Source organism: Citrobacter sp. Cy070, assembly GCF_030332245.1.
GTDB classification, from domain to species: Bacteria; Pseudomonadota; Gammaproteobacteria; order Enterobacterales; family Enterobacteriaceae; genus Citrobacter; species Citrobacter youngae.
Genome location: NZ_JAOWIG010000053.1, coordinates 106500 through 124061, shown reverse-complemented (window position 1 = coordinate 124061; position 17562 = coordinate 106500). Strand labels below are relative to the sequence as shown.

General features: G+C 52.5%; 17 protein-coding genes. 6 read left to right on the top strand and 11 right to left on the bottom strand.

The window, feature by feature from the left end; all coding sequences use genetic code 11:
* Positions 1 to 9: 9 nt before the first annotated feature.
* A complete protein-coding gene (locus tag OGY19_RS08025; protein ID WP_115602148.1) occupies positions 10 to 1317 on the top strand; it encodes a sulfurtransferase in 1308 nt (435 codons plus the stop codon).
* 7 nt (positions 1318 to 1324) lie between these two features.
* Here the strand turns inward: OGY19_RS08025 and OGY19_RS08020 are convergent, their stop codons facing one another.
* Both OGY19_RS08020 and OGY19_RS08015 read right to left on the bottom strand, forming a co-directional pair.
* Positions 1325 to 1948 carry a CDP-alcohol phosphatidyltransferase family protein gene (locus tag OGY19_RS08020; RefSeq protein ID WP_115602149.1) on the bottom strand — a complete coding sequence of 208 codons (624 nt, stop codon included), beginning with the start codon at positions 1946 to 1948 and terminating at the stop codon, positions 1325 to 1327.
* On the bottom strand, positions 1941 to 2510 hold the full coding sequence (locus OGY19_RS08015; protein WP_115602150.1) for a carboxymuconolactone decarboxylase family protein: 570 nt from the start codon (positions 2508 to 2510) through the stop codon (positions 1941 to 1943). Before OGY19_RS08015 ends, OGY19_RS08020 begins: the two co-directional genes overlap by 8 nt.
* A gap of 79 nt (positions 2511 to 2589) precedes the next feature.
* Between OGY19_RS08015 and OGY19_RS08010 the strand changes: the two genes are divergently transcribed.
* Entirely contained in the window at positions 2590 to 3003 is a 414-nt protein-coding gene (locus OGY19_RS08010) for a pyrimidine (deoxy)nucleoside triphosphate diphosphatase (protein ID WP_115602151.1), read from the top strand.
* Here the strand turns inward: OGY19_RS08010 and OGY19_RS08005 are convergent.
* Positions 2963 to 3223: a YnjH family protein gene (locus OGY19_RS08005; RefSeq protein WP_170973109.1), complete on the bottom strand. Its 261-nt coding sequence runs from the start codon at positions 3221 to 3223 to the stop codon at positions 2963 to 2965. The genes OGY19_RS08010 and OGY19_RS08005 overlap by 41 nt on opposite strands.
* Before the next feature lie 252 nt (positions 3224 to 3475).
* On the opposite strand from OGY19_RS08005, the gene gdhA reads away from it, so the two are divergent.
* Positions 3476 to 4819 (top strand): NADP-specific glutamate dehydrogenase, encoded by a 1344-nt coding sequence (gene gdhA / locus OGY19_RS08000; RefSeq protein ID WP_040233659.1) that lies wholly within the window; start codon positions 3476 to 3478, stop codon positions 4817 to 4819.
* Between the two features lie 89 nt (positions 4820 to 4908).
* On the opposite strand, the gene OGY19_RS07995 is transcribed toward gdhA, so the two are convergent.
* From OGY19_RS07995 to OGY19_RS07985, 3 genes are all read right to left on the bottom strand, one after another.
* A complete protein-coding gene (locus OGY19_RS07995; protein ID WP_115602153.1) occupies positions 4909 to 6855 on the bottom strand; it encodes a DNA topoisomerase III in 1947 nt (648 codons plus the stop codon).
* A gap of 4 nt (positions 6856 to 6859) precedes the next feature.
* On the bottom strand, positions 6860 to 7903 hold the full coding sequence (gene selD / locus OGY19_RS07990; protein WP_115602154.1) for a selenide, water dikinase SelD: 1044 nt from the start codon (positions 7901 to 7903) through the stop codon (positions 6860 to 6862).
* 116 nt (positions 7904 to 8019) lie between these two features.
* Positions 8020 to 8571, bottom strand: coding sequence for an NAD(P)H nitroreductase (locus tag OGY19_RS07985; RefSeq protein WP_061067766.1), 552 nt, complete (start codon positions 8569 to 8571; stop codon positions 8020 to 8022).
* 174 nt (positions 8572 to 8745) lie between these two features.
* Here OGY19_RS07985 and sppA point away from each other — a divergent pair, with 174 nt between their 5' ends.
* Genes sppA through pncA form a run of 3 tightly spaced genes read left to right on the top strand, consistent with a single transcriptional unit; the run spans position 8746 to position 12327 of the window.
* The gene (sppA, locus tag OGY19_RS07980) at positions 8746 to 10602 is read left to right on the top strand and encodes a signal peptide peptidase SppA (RefSeq protein ID WP_115602155.1); all 1857 of its coding nucleotides are present in this window, start codon (positions 8746 to 8748) and stop codon (positions 10600 to 10602) included.
* Positions 10603 to 10657: 55 nt separating this feature from the next.
* Complete coding sequence (ansA, locus tag OGY19_RS07975) at positions 10658 to 11674, top strand: asparaginase (protein ID WP_115602156.1); 1017 nt, start codon at positions 10658 to 10660, stop codon at positions 11672 to 11674.
* Between the two features lie 14 nt (positions 11675 to 11688).
* Positions 11689 to 12327 carry a bifunctional nicotinamidase/pyrazinamidase gene (pncA, locus tag OGY19_RS07970; RefSeq protein ID WP_115602157.1) on the top strand — a complete coding sequence of 213 codons (639 nt, stop codon included), beginning with the start codon at positions 11689 to 11691 and terminating at the stop codon, positions 12325 to 12327.
* A gap of 37 nt (positions 12328 to 12364) precedes the next feature.
* Here the strand turns inward: pncA and OGY19_RS07965 are convergent, their stop codons facing one another.
* The 5 genes from OGY19_RS07965 to OGY19_RS07945 all read right to left on the bottom strand — a co-directional run bounded on the left by OGY19_RS07965 (position 12365) and on the right by OGY19_RS07945 (position 17540).
* Positions 12365 to 13723, bottom strand: a complete 1359-nt coding sequence (locus OGY19_RS07965) for an MFS transporter (RefSeq protein ID WP_048211910.1) — start codon at positions 13721 to 13723, stop codon at positions 12365 to 12367.
* Positions 13724 to 13863: 140 nt separating this feature from the next.
* On the bottom strand, positions 13864 to 14622 hold the full coding sequence (locus OGY19_RS07960) for a DeoR/GlpR family DNA-binding transcription regulator (protein WP_286596305.1): 759 nt from the start codon (positions 14620 to 14622) through the stop codon (positions 13864 to 13866).
* A gap of 136 nt (positions 14623 to 14758) precedes the next feature.
* Positions 14759 to 15742, bottom strand: coding sequence for an NADH-dependent methylglyoxal reductase (gene ydjG / locus OGY19_RS07955; protein ID WP_115602158.1), 984 nt, complete (start codon positions 15740 to 15742; stop codon positions 14759 to 14761).
* A 9-nt stretch (positions 15743 to 15751) separates the two neighbouring features.
* A complete protein-coding gene (locus OGY19_RS07950; RefSeq protein WP_048211913.1) occupies positions 15752 to 16699 on the bottom strand; it encodes a carbohydrate kinase family protein in 948 nt (315 codons plus the stop codon).
* A 4-nt stretch (positions 16700 to 16703) separates the two neighbouring features.
* The gene (locus OGY19_RS07945; RefSeq protein WP_016152822.1) at positions 16704 to 17540 is read right to left on the bottom strand and encodes a ketose-bisphosphate aldolase; all 837 of its coding nucleotides are present in this window, start codon (positions 17538 to 17540) and stop codon (positions 16704 to 16706) included.
* Positions 17541 to 17562 lie beyond the last annotated feature (22 nt).

The window sequence follows — 17562 nt, the reverse complement described above, 5'->3', positions numbered from 1 at the left end:
GGCTATTCGATGAAACGTGTTTCTCAAATGACCGCGCTGGCACTGGCTTTAGGGCTCGCTTGCGCTTCTTCCTGGGCTGCTGAAACAGCACAGACGCTCACCCTCGACCAGTTACAGCAAAAGCAAGGCGCGGCAATCGATACCCGTCAGAGCGCTTTTTACAACGGCTGGCCGCAGTCGCTTAATGGTCCTTCAGGACACGAACCTTTCGCACTGAACCTGTCTGCCGCCTGGCTCGACAAGATGAATGATGAACAACTCAACGCCTGGGTTCAGTCACATCAGTTGAAAACTGATGCGCCAGTAGCGCTGTATGGTAGCGATAACGACATACAGGCTGTCAAAGCCCGCCTGCAAAAAGTGGGCTTTAACCATATCTCCACCCTCAGCGATGCGCTTACGGACCCAGCCCGCCTGCAACGTCTGCCGCACTTCGAACAGCTGGTGTACCCGCAGTGGCTGCACGACCTGCAGCAGGGTAAAAACGTAACTGCTAAACCGGCGGGCGACTGGAAAGTGATTGAGGCCGCCTGGGGCGCGCCGAAGTTGTATCTGCTGAGCCACATCCCTGGTGCGGGCTACATTGATACCAACGAAGTCGAAAGCGAACCGCTGTGGAACAAAGTGTCCGACGAACAGCTCAAAACGATGCTGGCGAAACACGGTATCCGCCACGACACCACGGTGATTTTATACGGCCGCGATGTCTATGCCGCTGCGCGCGTGGCGCAAATTATGCTGTACGCCGGCGTGAAAGATGTTCGTCTGCTCGACGGCGGTTGGCAAACCTGGTCCGACGCGGGCTTACCGGTCGAACGCGGCACTCCGCCATCGGTGAAACCAGAACCAGATTTCGGCGTGACCATTCCTGCCCAGCCGCAGTTGATGCTCGATATGGAACAGGCTCGCGGTCTGCTGCATCGCCAGGATGCGTCTTTGGTGAGCATTCGTTCATGGCCAGAATTTGTCGGTACCACCAGCGGCTATAGCTACATTAAGCCAAAAGGTGAGATTGCAGGCGCACGTTGGGGCCACGCAGGCAGCGACTCCACGCATATGGAAGATTTTCATAACCCGGATGGCACCATGCGCAGCGCGGATGACATCGCCGCCATGTGGAAGCAATGGAATATCCTGCCGAATCAACAGGTCTCTTTCTATTGCGGTACCGGCTGGCGCGCTTCAGAAACGTTTATGTATGCCCGCGCGATGGGCTGGAAAAACGTCTCTGTTTACGATGGTGGCTGGTACGAGTGGAGCAGCAATCCGAAAAACCCGGTCGCCAGCGGTGAACGGGGTCCGGACAGCAGCAAGTAATCTCTGATTATTCCTGGCGCTGAACTGTTTTCAGCGTCAGGTATCCGCTCCAGATCCGGGTAAACGTCGTCATCCAGCACAGCGCGCCAAAGACCCACGCCATCACGGCAAAATATTCCGGGAACAGACACCCCAACACAAACAGCAAAATCGTCTCGGTACCTTCGGTCAGTCCCCCCAGATAATAAAACGATTTATGCGCGTAGCCCGGGTTATCAATTTGATGTTTCGCTGCCAGCGCGGCAAAGGCCAGAAAGCTGCTGCCGGTTCCCATAAAGGCGAACAGCAGCCAGCCGCCAGCCAGCGAGTTAGCCGCCGGATCGGCGAGCATAAAACCGAATGGTACTAAGGCGTAAAACAGAAAATCGAGCGAGATATCAAGAAATCCGCCTGCGTCGGTTAGCCCTCTGCGCCGCGCCAGCGCCCCATCCAACCCATCAAAAAGCCGATTGAGCACAATGGCCGCCAGCGCTGCCAGATACCAGCCTAACGCCAGAAATGGCAAGGCCAACACACCAATGGCAAAACCGACCAGCGTAAGCCCGTCCGGGGTAATCGCCGGTTTATCAATAATGCTTACGCAGCGATGCAAAAGCGGTTTTAATCGCGGATGAATATGACGATCAAGCATGCGGGCGTCCTTTAAAGCTGTCGCACAGCCCCTGGGAAGGAATATCGAGAGCAGCATTAAAACGCGCCGAGAGATTTTGAAACGCAATCAACGCGGTCATTTCCGTAATGGCGTCCTCGGTAAAATGCTGCTTCATCTGCGCTTTCAGCGCAGCATCAACCTGTGGAGGCGTGGCAGTGACCGCATCGGCAAAGGCCAGCGCTACTCGCTCTTCTGCGCTAAATAGCGCCGATTCTTGCCAGTTGGCAACCTGTAAGACTTTATCCAGCGCGCCACAGCGTTCAGCCAGCCGTAAACTATTAGCATCAACACAGAAAGCGCAGTGGCACACCTGAGAAACGCGGGTCATCAACAGCGCGCGCATCACCGGCGTTAAGCGCGCCTTTTTACGCTCCAGAAACCCGACAAACAGCGCCACCAGCCAGAACAGAAACGGCATCCGCCCCCACCAGCGCGTGGGATGCAGCACATCGCCATAATGTTTTTTCTGCGTAGCAACGAGCGGTTTTAAACTTGAAGGGATGCGCGTTAACGGTTTTACCCACGACTGAGGATCGTTCAACGGTTGCTCCTGAATACTTTAGATAAAACAAAGATAACGATAGTATGTCATTTTCTGTCGTTAGATCTTGATGAATATAATGAAAACCCTCGACGTGGTCGCCGCTATTATTGAACGTGATGGCAAAATTTTACTGGCTCAGCGTCCGCAGCATGCGGATCAGTCAGGCATGTGGGAGTTTGCCGGCGGTAAGGTTGAGCTGGGCGAAAGTCAGCCAGATGCGCTGGCCCGAGAACTGCGTGAAGAGTTGGGCATTGAGGCAGTCGTGGGGCGCTACATTGCCAGCCATCAACGCGAGGTTTCGGGCCGACTGATTCACTTACATGCCTGGCATGTACCGTCATATCAGGGAGAACTGAAGGCGTATGAGCATCAGGATATCGTCTGGTGTTCACCCGAAGAGGCGCTGCGTTATCCGCTGGCACCTGCCGATATCCCGTTGTTAGAAGCGTTTATCCTTTCACGCGCCGCCAGACCAGCGGATTTGTGCTGATCGTTTTATCATCACGCTGGCACTGCAACAGAACGCCATCGGCTTTAATCACCGCCCCTTCTGAATAGTTTTGATCCTGATAAATGCAGCACTGATTACATGGCTGTGCGCGCTGGCCGCTGGAACTAAACACTTCCGGCGGCACATTCACTTGCACATCCGGACGATAAAGCTGATTTGCCAGTACCCCGTTGGATAACATCACCAACGCACCTGCCATGATTAAACGGCGCATATTCTTTCCTTTTTAACTGACATCTATGCTCAGTATAACGGTATAAACCGGCAGAAACTTTAGCCTCTTCGATCATCGTTTTTGGTTATGACCCACGACGCAATATTAATTTACTTAGCGGGATTAATTTTTTCTTGCGTCTCGTCACAGTGCTGGTGGTATAGTCAAAAACTGCAAAACACTTAACACAAATATCAAAAATATAACCATATCAATACATAAGAGGTTCTTATATCTATGGATCAGACATGTTCTCTGGAGTCATTTCTTAACCATGTGCAAAAGCGCGACCCGAATCAGACCGAGTTCGCGCAAGCCGTTCGTGAGGTAATGACCACGCTGTGGCCCTTCCTCGAGCAAAACCCGCGTTATCGCCAGATGTCATTGCTGGAACGTCTGGTTGAACCGGAGCGCGTGATCCAGTTCCGCGTAGTCTGGCTTGACGACCGCAATCAGGTGCAGGTCAACCGCGCATGGCGAGTGCAGTTTAGCTCTGCCATTGGCCCATACAAAGGCGGTATGCGTTTCCATCCGTCCGTGAACCTGTCGATCCTGAAATTCCTCGGCTTCGAGCAGACGTTTAAAAATGCCCTCACCACCCTGCCAATGGGCGGGGGTAAAGGCGGGAGCGATTTCGATCCGAAAGGGAAAAGCGAAGGCGAAATCATGCGTTTCTGCCAGGCGCTGATGACCGAACTGTTCCGCCATTTAGGTCCCGATACCGACGTTCCGGCGGGCGATATAGGCGTGGGTGGCCGTGAAGTCGGCTTTATGGCCGGGATGATGAAAAAACTCTCCAACAACAGCGCCTGCGTCTTTACCGGTAAAGGTCTTTCTTTCGGCGGCAGCCTGATCCGCCCGGAAGCGACCGGCTACGGTCTGGTGTATTTCACCGAAGCGATGCTCAAACGCCATGGTCTGGGCTTTGAAGGCATGCGCGTGGCGGTTTCTGGCTCCGGTAACGTAGCGCAATTCGCCATTGAGAAAGCCATGGAGTTTGGCGCGCGGGTGGTTACCGCCTCCGATTCCAGCGGCACCGTAGTTGACGAAAGCGGATTTACCAAAGAAAAACTGGCGCGTCTGTGCGCAATCAAAGACAGCCGCGACGGTCGCGTAGCGGATTATGCCCGTGAGTTTGGCCTGACCTACCTGGAAGGCAAACAACCGTGGTCAGTTCCGGTCGATATCGCCCTGCCGTGTGCCACGCAGAACGAACTCGATGTGGAAGCCGCGCAAATGCTGATCGCCAACGGCGTCAAGGCCGTGGCTGAAGGTGCGAACATGCCAACCACCATCGAAGCCACCGACCTGTTCCTCGAGGCAGGTGTACTGTTCGCACCGGGTAAAGCCGCCAACGCCGGTGGCGTCGCCACATCCGGTCTGGAAATGGCGCAGAACGCCGCACGTCTGGGCTGGAAAGCGGAGAAAGTGGATGCGCGCCTGCACCACATCATGCTGGATATTCACCATGCCTGCGTTGAATACGGCGGCGAAAGCAAGCAGACCAACTACGTACGTGGCGCCAACATCGCGGGCTTCGTAAAGGTTGCCGACGCGATGCTGGGCCAGGGTGTGATTTAATATCGTCTCTATAGACCCGTAGGCCGGATAAAGCACGGGTGCCGCATCCGGCTAAGCCTGATGGCGCTACGCTTACCAGGCCTACAGACTTACAGGCCCGCATCTTCGGATGGCGGGCTTTTTTTCGCCGGACGTTTACGCGGCGCACTCTTTTTCTTATCGCCACCACTACCGCCAGGTGCAGCAATTCCACGAAAGCGTCGTACCGGTGTGCTGCGCGCCTGATCGATAAGCTGATACAGCGTTCCCACCAGCGGTTGCATGAAATCCTGATAACGACACTGCTTTTCACTGATTTGGGTCAGGACAGATTCCCAGTGCGCGGTCATATCCGGACGCGTCGCCATTTCAGGCAGTGAGTGAAATAGCGCTTTTCCGGCATCGGTGGAATGGATATAACGCCCTTTTTTCACCAGGAACCCGCGCTTAAACAGCAACTCGATAATCCCGGCGCGCGTCGCTTCCGTTCCCAGTCCGTCTGTCGCGCGCAGGATCTTTTTCAGTTCTTTATCCTGCACGAATCGCGCAATCCCGGTCATCGCTGACAGCAGCGTGGCATCGGTAAAGTGTCGTGGCGGTTGGGTCTGACGTTCAACCACTTCGCCTTTTTCGCACAACAGCTCGTCATCTTTTGCCACCACCGGCAACGGCGTTCCGTCGTTATCTTCGTCGCGCTCTTTATTGCCGAGCAGCGTGCGCCATCCGGCCTCCGCCAGAAAACGCGCTTTGGCAACAAACTTGCCTTTGGCGATGTCCAGCTCAATAACGCACTTCCTGAATACCGCATCCGCGCAAAATTGCATCAGATACTGACGGGCAATCAGGTTGTAGATTTTCGCTTCGTTATCATTCAGGTTGATGGATGCACTGCGTGCGGTAGGAATGATGGCATGGTGTGCATCCACTTTTTTATCGTCCCAACAGCGGTTTCGCGTATCGGGATTGACCGCCGGTTGCGGGAGCAGATCCGGCGCATGGACGCTAATCGCGTTCAACACCGCGTGACGTCCGGCAAAGTGTTCTTCCGGCAGATAACGGCTATCCGAACGCGGATAGGTAATCAATTTGTGGGTTTCATACAGCTTCTGGCAGATATCCAGAACGTTTTGTGCGCTTAAGCCAAAGCGTTTCGCCGCTTCAATCTGCAACGCCGACAGCGAAAAAGGCAGCGGCGCGGATTCTGATTCCCGTTTATCGTTATAGCTGGTGACTATCGCCGGCTGACCGTTAATGCGGTTTACCACGTGTTCAGCCAGCGTGCGATTCAGCAAGCGCCCTTCTTCATCCTGATACGGCTCACACGCTTCGCTCGGCTGCCAGATAGCGGTAAACCGCTCATCGGCGGGCGTTACGATATGCGCCTTTACCTCAAAGAAGTCTTTGGCGACAAAGTTTTCAATCTCTTCATCACGACGCACAACCAGCCCGAGCACCGGCGTTTGTACGCGCCCGACCGAAAGTACGCCCTGATAGCCCGCGTTACGTCCGAGAATGGTGTAAGCGCGCGTCATATTGATGCCGTACAGCCAGTCGGCACGCGCACGCGCCAGCGCCGAGACGCACAGCGGGATAAACTCACTGTTGGCGCGCAGACGCTCAATAGCCCGCTCCACGGCCTGCGGGTTGAGGTCGTTAATCAGGCAACGTTGCACCTGTTGGCGCTTTTCAGGCGCCAGTTGCAGGTAATCCAGCACTTCATCCACCAGCAGTTGCCCTTCACGATCGGGGTCACCGGCGTGAATAACTTCGCTGGCCTCATGCAAAAAGCGCTTAATGACGTTAAGTTGTTTGGTCACCGAGGGGCGCGGTTGCAGTTGCCACTTTTCCGGGACAATCGGCAGATCGACCAAACTCCAGCGAGCATAACGACTGTCGTAGGCGTCTGGTTGCGCCTGCTCAAGCAAGTGACCAATACACCAGGTCACCACTTGTCCATTTCCGCATTCAATAAAGCCGTCACCTTTGCGATGCGGCTTGGGTAGCACATCGGCGATGGCGCGCGCCAGACTTGGTTTTTCGGCAATAAACAACCGCATCGGGTTAACGAATCTCAACCATGGCGCGACCGCCACGAGCTTCCACTAACTCACCAATGGCGGTGAGATCGATACCGAACTGCGCCGCTGCGGCTTTCACTTCGGCTTCAGCTTCCGGCGTTACCGCCAGCAGCAGACCGCCGGAGGTTTGCGGATCGCAGAGCAGATCGCGTACCGATTGCGGCATTTCACCCATCAGGTGTCCGTAGCTGGCAAAGTTACGTTGGGTACCGCCGGGTACTGCACCCTGCGCGATGTACTCTTCAACGCCGGGCAGCTTAGGAATAGCCTGGTAGACAATCTGCGCCTGAACGCCTGCGCCCTGACACATCTCACTCAGATGCCCCAGCAGACCAAAACCGGTAACGTCGGTCATGGCTTTCACGCCGTCGATATCGGCGAATGCCGCGCCGGCAATGTTCATCTGGCACATCACTTCCGTCGCCAGTCCTTTGTGTTCGTCCTTCAGCAGCGATTTTTTCTCTGCTGTCGTCAGAACGCCAATCCCCAGAGGCTTGGTCAGGAATAACTTACACCCTGCCTCTGCGGTGCTGTTTTTCTTCACGCGTTCGGTCGGCACAACGCCGGTTACCGCAAGGCCAAAGATAGGCTCAGGGGCGTCAATAGAGTGACCACCCGCCAGCGCGATACCCGCCTGACGGCAGGCAAAACGTCCACCTTCGGTGACTTCGCGGGCGATTTCCGGCGCCAGCTTATCCAGCGGCCAGCCCAGAATAGCAATTGCCATAATCGGTTTGCCACCCATGGCGAAAATATCGCTAATGGCGTTAGTGGCGGCAATACGCCCAAAATCAAACGGATTATCGACAATCGGCATAAAGAAATCGGTGGTGCTGATAACGCTGGTGCCGTTCCCCAGATCGTATACCGCCGCGTCGTCGCGAGTTTCATTACCCACCAGTAAGTTCGGATCAACAAACTTCGCCTGCTCACTGTGCAGGATGGTTTCCAGTACTTTGGGGGAAATCTTACAACCGCAACCGGCTCCGTGGCTGTATTGCGTTAAACGAATAGCGTGCTCGCTCATGGACATCTCCTGTCATTGCAATCCGGATATGGTAGCGCTCATTCCATGATGTGGTAAGAGTGACTGTCTGAATTCGGGTGTCTTTGCTCATAATCCAGACAGTTTTGCCGTTGATATCAGAAATAACGGACGAATGCGCTCGGATCGGCAAGGTTAATTGTCGTGGAGGCTTTTAGCTGCGGCGTTCCCAGATAGAGGAAACCGACGATTTTATCTTGCGGGCGACAGTCGAATGCTTCACGAACGACCGCACTTTCGGTTAATGCGCCGCTGCGCCAGATACCGCCAAAGCCCTGGGCAATTGCGGCCATCTGCATAGCCATCACAGCACAACCGGCAGACATTTCTTGTTCCCAGAGAGGAACCTTGTCGCTTTCTTCACATTTCGCCACCACGGTAATAATCAGCGGCGCGCGAAACGGTGCGCTGCGCGCTTTTTCCTGAGCTTTCTCATCGCTACCTGCGGCGATTGCGCCTTTTTCAAGCACGGCACTAAAGCGTTCGCGTCCTTCACCTTCAATCACAAAAAATTGCCACGGTTGTAGCGACTTGTGGTCCGGTGCGCGCATTCCCGCCCGCAGAATGTTTTGCAGTTGCTCTCCGGCCGGGGCCGGTTCGACAAGACGAGAAGCGCTACGACGGGTGATAAGTAATTCGAGTGCATCCATTTGCTTAACTCCAACAATGATATTTGTTCACAAAATTAACACGTGGGCGGATTTTGTTACAGCACAGGCGGCGATTCCTGCTGACAAGTGCCTGCCGGGTCATTACGATAGCCTCATCTTAACGCCTTTCTCCGGAATTTCGGGTGGCGTGTTGTTAATCGGTAGGGAGAATACATGCGAACCCTGTGGCGATTTATTGCCGGATTTTTTAAATGGACATGGCGATTACTCAATTTCGTCCGTGAATTTGTGCTTAACCTGTTCTTCATCTTTTTGGTGCTGGTTGGCGTGGGTATCTGGATGCAGGTCAGTAGCAGCAGTACCAGCGAACATGCTGAGCGAGGCGCACTGTTGCTGGATATCTCGGGGGTGATTGTCGATAAGCCATCGAGCACCAGTCGCTTAAGCGTTATTGGTCGTCAACTGTTTGGCGCCAGTTCCGATCGCCTGCAGGAAAACTCCCTGTTCGATATCGTGAATACTATTCGCCAGGCAAAAGATGATCGCAACATCACCGGCATCGTGATGGATCTGAAAAATTTTGCCGGGGCCGACCAGCCTTCCATGCAGTATATCGGTAAAGCGCTGCGGGAATTCCGCGACAGCGGCAAACCGGTCTTCGCCGTAGGCGATAACTTCAGCCAGGGGCAGTACTACCTCGCCAGTTTCGCCAATAAAATTTATCTTTCTCCGCAGGGTTCCGTTGATCTGCACGGCTTTGCCACTAACGGTCTGTACTACAAATCCCTGCTCGACAAGCTGAAAGTTTCCACGCACGTGTTCCGCGTCGGTACCTATAAGTCTGCCGTAGAACCGTTTATCCGCGATGATATGTCTCCTGCCGCGCGTGAAGCCGACAGCCGCTGGATAGGCGAGCTGTGGCAGAACTATCTCGACACGGTCGCCGCCAACCGCCAAATCCCTGCGCAGCAGGTGTTCCCGGGCGCGCAGGCGATGCTTGACGGATTGACGAGAGTCGATGGTGATACCGCGAAATATGCGCTCGACAACAAACTGGTGGATGCACTCGCCTCCAGCGCTGAAGTCGAAAAAATGCTGACCAAACAGTTTGGCTGGAGTAAAGCGGATAAAAACTACCGCTCTGTCAGCTACTACGATTACACGCTGAAAACCCCGGCTGATACCGGCGACAGCATTGGCGTTATCTTCGCCAATGGCGCGATTATGGACGGTGAAGAAACCCCTGGGAATGTGGGCGGCGACACCACTGCCGCACAGATCCGCGAAGCGCGTCTTGATCCGAAAGTGAAAGCCATTGTTCTGCGCGTTAACAGCCCTGGCGGCAGCGTCAGCGCCTCGGAAGTAATCCGTTCTGAGCTGGCAGCGGCAAAAGCGGCGGGCAAACCGGTTGTCGTTTCCATGGGCGGCATGGCGGCCTCTGGTGGGTACTGGATCTCTACGCCTGCCAGCTACATCGTGGCAAACCCCAGCACCCTGACCGGCTCCATCGGCATCTTTGGTGTTATCAACACGATAGAAAACAGCCTGGATTCAATTGGCGTGCATACTGACGGTGTTGCAACGTCCCCACTGGCGGATATCTCCATCACCAAAGCGTTACCGCCGGAAGTGCAGCAGATGATGCAACTGAGCATTGAGAACGGCTACAAACGCTTTATCACGCTGGTTGCGGATGCGCGTAAGACAACGCCTGAGCAGATTGACAAAATCGCGCAGGGCCACGTCTGGACCGGTCAGGATGCGAAAGCCAACGGTCTGGTTGACAGCCTCGGTGATTTTGACGACGCCGTCGCGAAAGCGGCTGAGCTTGGCAAACTGAAACAGTGGCACATTGAGTATTATCAGGACGAACCAACATTCGTTGATATGGTGATGGACAGCATGTCTGGCTCCGTTCGTGCCATGCTGCCTGACGCCATTCAGGCTATGCTCCCGCCACCGCTGGCCTCTGCGGCCAGTGCAGTAAAAGCCGAAAGCGATAAGCTGGCCGCATTCAACGATCCGCAAAACCGCTATGCGTTTTGCCTGACCTGCGCCAACGTTCGCTAACTATTGACCCCTCTTCGGGATGAAGAGGGGTTTTCTTTGAGACAGAAGAAAAGTCATGCAGAAAAAATCAATTTACGTTGCCTATACCGGCGGTACCATTGGTATGCAGCGCTCAGAACAGGGTTATATTCCCGTTTCCGGTCACCTGCAGCGCCAGCTGGCGTTGATGCCTGAATTCCACCGTCCGGAGATGCCAGACTTCACCATCCACGAATACGCCCCGCTGATGGATTCCTCCGATATGACGCCGGAAGACTGGCAGCATATTGCGGAAGACATTAAAGCGCACTACGACGATTACGATGGTTTTGTCATTCTGCACGGCACCGATACCATGGCGTTTACGGCTTCGGCGCTCTCTTTTATGCTGGAGAATCTGGGCAAGCCGGTCATTGTGACAGGGTCACAAATCCCGTTAGCAGAGCTACGTTCTGACGGGCAAATCAACCTTCTCAACGCGCTGTACGTTGCAGCAAATTACCCGATTAATGAAGTTACCCTGTTTTTCAACAATCGACTGTTTCGCGGCAACCGGACCACTAAAGCGCATGCCGATGGTTTTGACGCCTTTGCCTCACCCAACCTTGCACCACTGCTGGAAGCCGGGATCCACATTCGTCGCCTGGGGACACCGCCCGCACCTCACGGTACAGGTGAGTTGATTGTGCATCCTATCACTCCGCAACCGATTGGCGTGGTCACCATTTATCCTGGGATCTCCGCTGATGTAGTACGCAACTTCCTGCGCCAACCTGTAAAAGCATTAATTTTGCGCTCCTACGGCGTGGGGAATGCACCGCAGAATAAAGAGTTTCTGCAAGAACTTGAAGATGCGAGCTCGCGTGGCATCGTGGTGATAAACCTTACGCAGTGTATGTCCGGCAAGGTGAACATGGGGGGCTACGCAACAGGCAATGCGCTGGCGCATGCTGGCGTGATTGGCGGCGCGGATATGACGGTCGAAGCCACTCTCACCAAATTGCACTATTTACTGAGTCAGGAACTGGATACGCAGACGATCCGTGAAGCGATGACGCAAAATCTGCGTGGTGAGCTCACGCCTGACGATTAAAGGAGTCTATGCCCATGGCCCGAGCCTTACTGTTGGTCGATTTACAAAATGACTTTTGTGCCGGTGGTGCCCTCGCGGTCCCGCAAGGTGACAGCACAATCGATATTGCCAACCGTCTGATTGACTGGTGTGCCGTACGCGGTGACATGGTCGTTGCCAGCCTGGACTGGCACCCGGCTAATCACGGTAGTTTTGCCAGCCAGAATCAGGTTGCCCCCTACAGCCAGGGACAACTCGATGGCCTGGCGCAGACGTTCTGGCCCGATCATTGCGTACAGCACAGTGAAGGAGCAAGCCTACATCCACTGCTGAAACAGCGAGCGATATCTCAAACCTTTACCAAGGGCGAGAACCCGCTGGTCGACAGTTACAGTGCGTTTTTTGATAACGGTCGTCGCCAGGCTACTGCACTGAATGCGTGGCTTCAGCAACATCATGTTACCGACCTCATCATTATGGGACTGGCAACTGATTATTGCGTCAAATTTACCGTTCTGGATGCGCTCGATTTGGGTTATACCGTCAGCGTTATTACCGATGGCTGCCGCGGCGTCAATATTCAACCCCAGGACAGTGCAAACGCCTTTATGGACATGGCGGCGGCGGGCGCAACGCTGTATACGCTTGATGACTGGCTGGAAACCCAGCGCTAATTGATGCCGACAGGATCTCCCCTGTCGGCACGTTATCTCAGGCCAGCGTTGAAATCTCTTCCAGCGAAACTTTGCGTGTTTCGATGCCAAAGCAAAAAAGAATCAGCGCGCACAGCACCAGCATTATGCCTAGCACGATAAAGACCGTAATCGAGCCGTAGCGGGTCAACAAGATAGCGACGCCATAGGGCGTAAATACTGCGACAATTCTTCCCACGGCATTCACAAAGCCCGATCCCCGCAATCTAAGGTGTGTGGGCCACAGTTCGGGGACATATACCGCAGAGGCAAAGCACACATACATATACAAAAAAAAGATCATCACCAACCCGTAGCTCAAAATAGCCCACTCTTCGGTTTGAATCGAATAGAAATAGCCGAGCAGCGCGATAATAATCAACAAGAATGAACCAAACAATCGTCGTGGAAAACGGTCGATAATCAGTGTGGCAATAAATATCCCAACGGGTGCGCCAATCATAATTATCGCGGTCATAAAAATAGATTTCGTCACATCGATTCCCGAATTAACAAAAATCGTCGGGATCCATACCGTAATGGTATAGAGCGAAATATTCATCGCAATAAGCACAGTGATTGCCACCAGCGTACAACGCAGCATCGGTCCTTTGAACAAGAGCCAAAATGAATCACTTTCCGTGCTTATATCCGCCGTCAGGCAATCGCTATGACAGGAAGGTAAAGTAATGTTTTTTTCTTTCTCAATTTGCAGTTCCACCTGTAGAAGATGTTTTTCAGCTTCGTTTCTCTGTCCTTTGCCAGCCAACCAACGAGGAGATTCAATATAGTACTTTCCCGACAGATACCATGCTAAGAGCATTGCCATGCCACCGAGTAAAAACATCATCCGCCAGCTTAGAAAGGCGATAATCACAACGCCAATTGCCGCCGACAGCATCGGCGACCAATTGCCGACAAACGACAGGCGAGCAGACCACTTCCCACGCACCCCGGGCGGAATAAATTCAGTAAATGAGGCATAGCCCACCATAATTAGCGCTCCCATTCCGCTCCCCATCAGGAAGCGGAAAAAGATAAGCCAGTACATGTTAGGCACAAACGTTGCCGCACAGGCAGAGACCCCGACGATCAGCAAATTGAAGCGAAACGCCTTGCGTCGGCCAAGATAATCACCAATAAAGCCACCGGTTAGTGAGCCAATAAAATAGCCAAACATCAGAGCCGAGGTAAACACGGCGTTGAGGTAATTATTTGACCAACCGGTACTGACTAATTTTGCCAATACCACATTCCCGGAATAGCTGAGAAAACCGGTGACTAATAAACTAAAACTGATAATGCCGAAAATACGAAAATGAAATCGAGATAAAGGTAAGCGATCTAATCTTGCACCGATAGGGTCACATTGTTCCATCTGGATGCCTCAAATTAAGCTAAATAGAAAGTATGGCGATCGCGGCAGAATAAATTTCGCCGCGCCATCCATCATCATTAGGTTCTTATGGCATTGTCCAGGTGCAAACTAAAAAAATATCGACACGCCCTACGTTAAAATTAATATACGAGTTGAATATTATTCTCTTTGCAAAATGCAATCCACTCTGCACCCGGTGCCTTATTGGTTATAAGGTAATTAATATGGCTAAAGTCCACGAGCTGGACGAACGCTTTACGATCGAACTTCGAATGATCAACTAACAGAGCTACTTCGGTCGCCTGGCGGATCATCGTCTTTTTGATTTCAGCTTCCGCTTCGTTAGAATCAAGCGCCCCGCTCTGCATATCCAGACCTTTGCAGCTCATCACCAGGATATCAACATGATAGCGGCTGATAATCTCCTTGGTGATCCTTCCCTGAAGCGACAGCGTATTTTTATTTAATTCACCGCCAGTAGAAACAACGTTAATCTCTGACTGTGCCAGCTCATGAAAAGCTTCGGCCGAGTTGGTCAGGAGCGTCAGATCGTTTCTTTCCTTCAACAGTTTTAATAATTCCATCGCGGTACTGCTGGAGTCGGCAGCCATGGTGGTCTTATTTTTAATAAACGGTAATGCTTTACGGGCAATGATCTGCTTTTCTTCAAAAAAAGATTTTGCACGCTTATAAAAATGGATATTGTCGGACAACGCGGTGGTATTGAGCACTGCACCGCCATATGTTCGGGTCAAAAAACCTTCATCTTCCAGTTTTTCCAGATCGCGGCGAATCGTTTCTTCAGTCACCTGAAAGATCGAACTTAAATTAGATACCGCTACTTTCTTATCATTCGCCACCATTTGCTTAATGGCCTGAATCCTGTCTTTTGCCGCCACGATGACACCTCTGTTTCCTGCAAAGTAATAATAAGACCCAAGTATCTCACAGGCTATGTTTATTTTCAAAAGAACATGTCTGAATCACAGATTTTAATACTATTTTACACAGAAACAGAGGTAACTCCCATTTGGCTTATTTTGTATCCAACGCCTCAGCCATTCGCCTCATCAATGAAGAATCATCATCGGTTAGGGAAATCGTTAACGCCTGAACATTATCACGAACCTGTTCAGGCGCAGTTGCGCCGCTCAGCAAGGTGATTAAATTGCTTTGCTTCAAAATCCACGCCAGTGCCAACGCGGGGATTGTGCAGCGGTATTTTTCGCACAACGGCCGCCATTGCTCAAGCATGTCAATCACCCGTAGCATATTGTCCCGTTGGAACCAGACTTTGTTGGTCCGCGCCCCGCCCGGGACATAATCTCTGCCGATAGTACCGGTCAACAACCCCTGCTCGAGCGGTGAATAGACCTGCACCACGATGCCATGCTGCTGGCATAACGGCAGCAGTTCAGCCTCCAGTGCCCGGTCAAGGATGCTGTACTTGGCCTGGATGATATCCAGCTCACCGTGTTTGAGATACTCCCTGATATGTTCCGCATCGACGTTCGCCGCACCGATAGAACGAATTTTCCCCTCTTTCTTGAGTGCGTTTAGTGTATCGACGGTTTCTGCAATCGGCGTAAAACAGGGTTCGACCGACTGCCAGTGGGTCATGTAGATATCAATGCTCTCAATACCCAGTCTTTGCAGGCTGGCATCCACCTCTTCGCGAATCGACTCGGGCGTGAGATTCTTATACAGCTGCCGGTCGCCCACTTTGTTAAACAAACTTCCTGTTCGTTCCCAGACGATGCCGCATTTGGTTTCAACAACGATATCGTTGCGCGGCAGCTTTTTCAGCGCCTGACCGACAATCACTTCACTGTTGCCAAAGTTGTAGCCTGGCGCGGTATCAATCAGATTGATACCGCAGCGATGCGCCTCAACAATGGTATCAATACAGACCTGCAGGTCGAGATCGCCGTTCCACGCCGGACCGCCACCAATCGCCCAGGTGCCTAATCCCATGCGGGAAAGCGTAATATCCGTACTGCCTAAAGGAATCATTTTCATCTGCTGCTATTATCCTTCATATTCATCGAGAAGTTGTTCAACCAGCTTTCTGTTCTTCACACCCGTCGTGGCCCCTACGCTCAAAACCGATATGGCTGCCGTTGCATTAGCAAACAGCGCGCACTCACGCAGGGTTTTGCCTTCAAGCAGCGCTGAAATAAATCCCGAGGCAAAATTGTCTCCCGCGCCGATAGTGTCGATGGCGGTAATTCCCGAAACGGCTGGAACCTCGATTTTCATATCGACACGCTTGATAAAGCAGCCTCTCTTGCCGGTCTTAATCACGACGGTTTTCACGCCACAGTTCAGGAAACTGTCGGCAATGTCATCCAGCGTCTCTTTCCCGGTGAGCAGTTTTGCCTCTTCAAAATTGGGAAACAGATAATCCACGTAGCTCAGCGCTTCACGGATATCGTCCAGTGTTTCATTAAGCCGCGGTTTGATCATATCCGCGCAGATAATTAACCGATGCGCTTTCGCCTGAGTGAAAATTGCAGTCAGTGCATCGCCATCCAGTAACGGGCTATTAAAAATACTCGCCAGCGACAACAACTTTGCTTGAGAGAAACGGTCAAAATCAACATCGCTGATATTCAGCTTCCATAAGCTGCCGTTACGGTTAGTCACAAAAGTACGCTCGCCATCGGCGGTGACTAATCCCACGTTAATAGATGTATCAATTGCGGCATCCTGCTTCAGGCTCTGAATATCTATATTCTCCCGACGACAGTGGTCGAGAATAAAATGACCTGCTGCATCAGCCCCAACCCGGCTCATTAACGCTGTACGATGACCGAGACGAGAAATAATTGTCGCTTCGTTAATTGCGTCGCCGCCGGTTGTCATCGCTATTCGTTCTAACGGATAAGAGTCAACATCAAAGATATTTTTACTCACAGGCTGTAAAGGAATATCAACAATAGCAGCCCCTATACAAATAACCTCGATATTATCCATGTTGTCATTCCGCTTTACCGTCAGAACCGAACAGTTTAATTTTCTCCAGCGCACGCTCTTTTACCGCTTTGCGAACTTCACGTTCAACGTGCAGGAAGGGCTGATTCTGGTTCTCCTGCACTGCCACCATCGCAGCCTGGCACAGTTCGGTGTGAATGTTGATTTTAGAGATACCTAATGAAATGGCTTTTTTGATATCCGCATCGCTAATGCCGGACGCGCCGTGCAGCACCAGCGGAACGGATACGGCTTCGCGCACGCGTTTAACCACGTCGAAATTCAGTTTCGGCTCTGAGGTATAGACGCCGTGCTGGTTACCAATCGCCACCGCCAGCGAATCGCAGCCGGTACGCTCGACAAATTCCGCCGCCTGGTTCGGATCGGTATAGTGATAACCCGCCAGTGCCTCTTCGTACACCGTTTCATTGCCCACATGGCCCAGTTCCGCTTCGACCGGCACACCCAGTGGATGGAAAAAATCCACGGCCTCTTTTGTCAGACGAATATTCTCTTCGAAATCAAAGGCAGAGGCATCACGCATCAGCGAATTCATGCCATGAGTCCAGGCGTTATGGATTATCTCCATGCTGCGTCCGTGATCCCAGTGGGTAATAACTGGAACCGAGGCCTTTTTAGCCATTGAAACCATCATGTGCGAAAAATCTTCGAACGAGGTATTCCCCACAAAACCAGTACCGAAGGAGATAATCACCGGCGATTTCGACTCTTCCGCCGCATCAATCACCCCCATTAGCATTTCTGCATTCCACACGTTAAAGTGAGCAATCGCATAATGTTTATTTTGGGCATCATTTTCCCAATATTTAATATCTGCCAGCATAGTTATTTCTCCCTTTGCGATA

Excerpts from the sequence above, each read along its gene's own strand:
- ansA (WP_115602156.1), top strand. The coding sequence starts at position 10,658 with ATGCAGAAAAAATCAATTTACGTTGCCTATACCGGCGGTACCATTGGT.
- OGY19_RS08005 (WP_170973109.1), bottom strand. The coding sequence starts at position 3,223 with ATGGCAGGTGCGTTGGTGATGTTATCCAACGGGGTACTGGCAAATCAG.
- OGY19_RS07950 (WP_048211913.1), bottom strand. The coding sequence starts at position 16,699 with ATGGATAATATCGAGGTTATTTGTATAGGGGCTGCTATTGTTGATATT.
- ydjG (WP_115602158.1), bottom strand. The coding sequence starts at position 15,742 with ATGAAAATGATTCCTTTAGGCAGTACGGATATTACGCTTTCCCGCATG.
- sppA (WP_115602155.1), top strand. The coding sequence starts at position 8,746 with ATGCGAACCCTGTGGCGATTTATTGCCGGATTTTTTAAATGGACATGG.
- OGY19_RS07995 (WP_115602153.1), bottom strand. The coding sequence starts at position 6,855 with ATGCGGTTGTTTATTGCCGAAAAACCAAGTCTGGCGCGCGCCATCGCC.
- OGY19_RS08025 (WP_115602148.1), top strand. The coding sequence starts at position 10 with ATGAAACGTGTTTCTCAAATGACCGCGCTGGCACTGGCTTTAGGGCTC.
- OGY19_RS07985 (WP_061067766.1), bottom strand. The coding sequence starts at position 8,571 with ATGGATGCACTCGAATTACTTATCACCCGTCGTAGCGCTTCTCGTCTT.
- gdhA (WP_040233659.1), top strand. The coding sequence starts at position 3,476 with ATGGATCAGACATGTTCTCTGGAGTCATTTCTTAACCATGTGCAAAAG.
- selD (WP_115602154.1), bottom strand. The coding sequence starts at position 7,903 with ATGAGCGAGCACGCTATTCGTTTAACGCAATACAGCCACGGAGCCGGT.
- OGY19_RS07965 (WP_048211910.1), bottom strand. The coding sequence starts at position 13,723 with ATGGAACAATGTGACCCTATCGGTGCAAGATTAGATCGCTTACCTTTA.
- pncA (WP_115602157.1), top strand. The coding sequence starts at position 11,689 with ATGGCCCGAGCCTTACTGTTGGTCGATTTACAAAATGACTTTTGTGCC.
- OGY19_RS08010 (WP_115602151.1), top strand. The coding sequence starts at position 2,590 with ATGAAAACCCTCGACGTGGTCGCCGCTATTATTGAACGTGATGGCAAA.
- OGY19_RS08020 (WP_115602149.1), bottom strand. The coding sequence starts at position 1,948 with ATGCTTGATCGTCATATTCATCCGCGATTAAAACCGCTTTTGCATCGC.
- OGY19_RS07945 (WP_016152822.1), bottom strand. The coding sequence starts at position 17,540 with ATGCTGGCAGATATTAAATATTGGGAAAATGATGCCCAAAATAAACAT.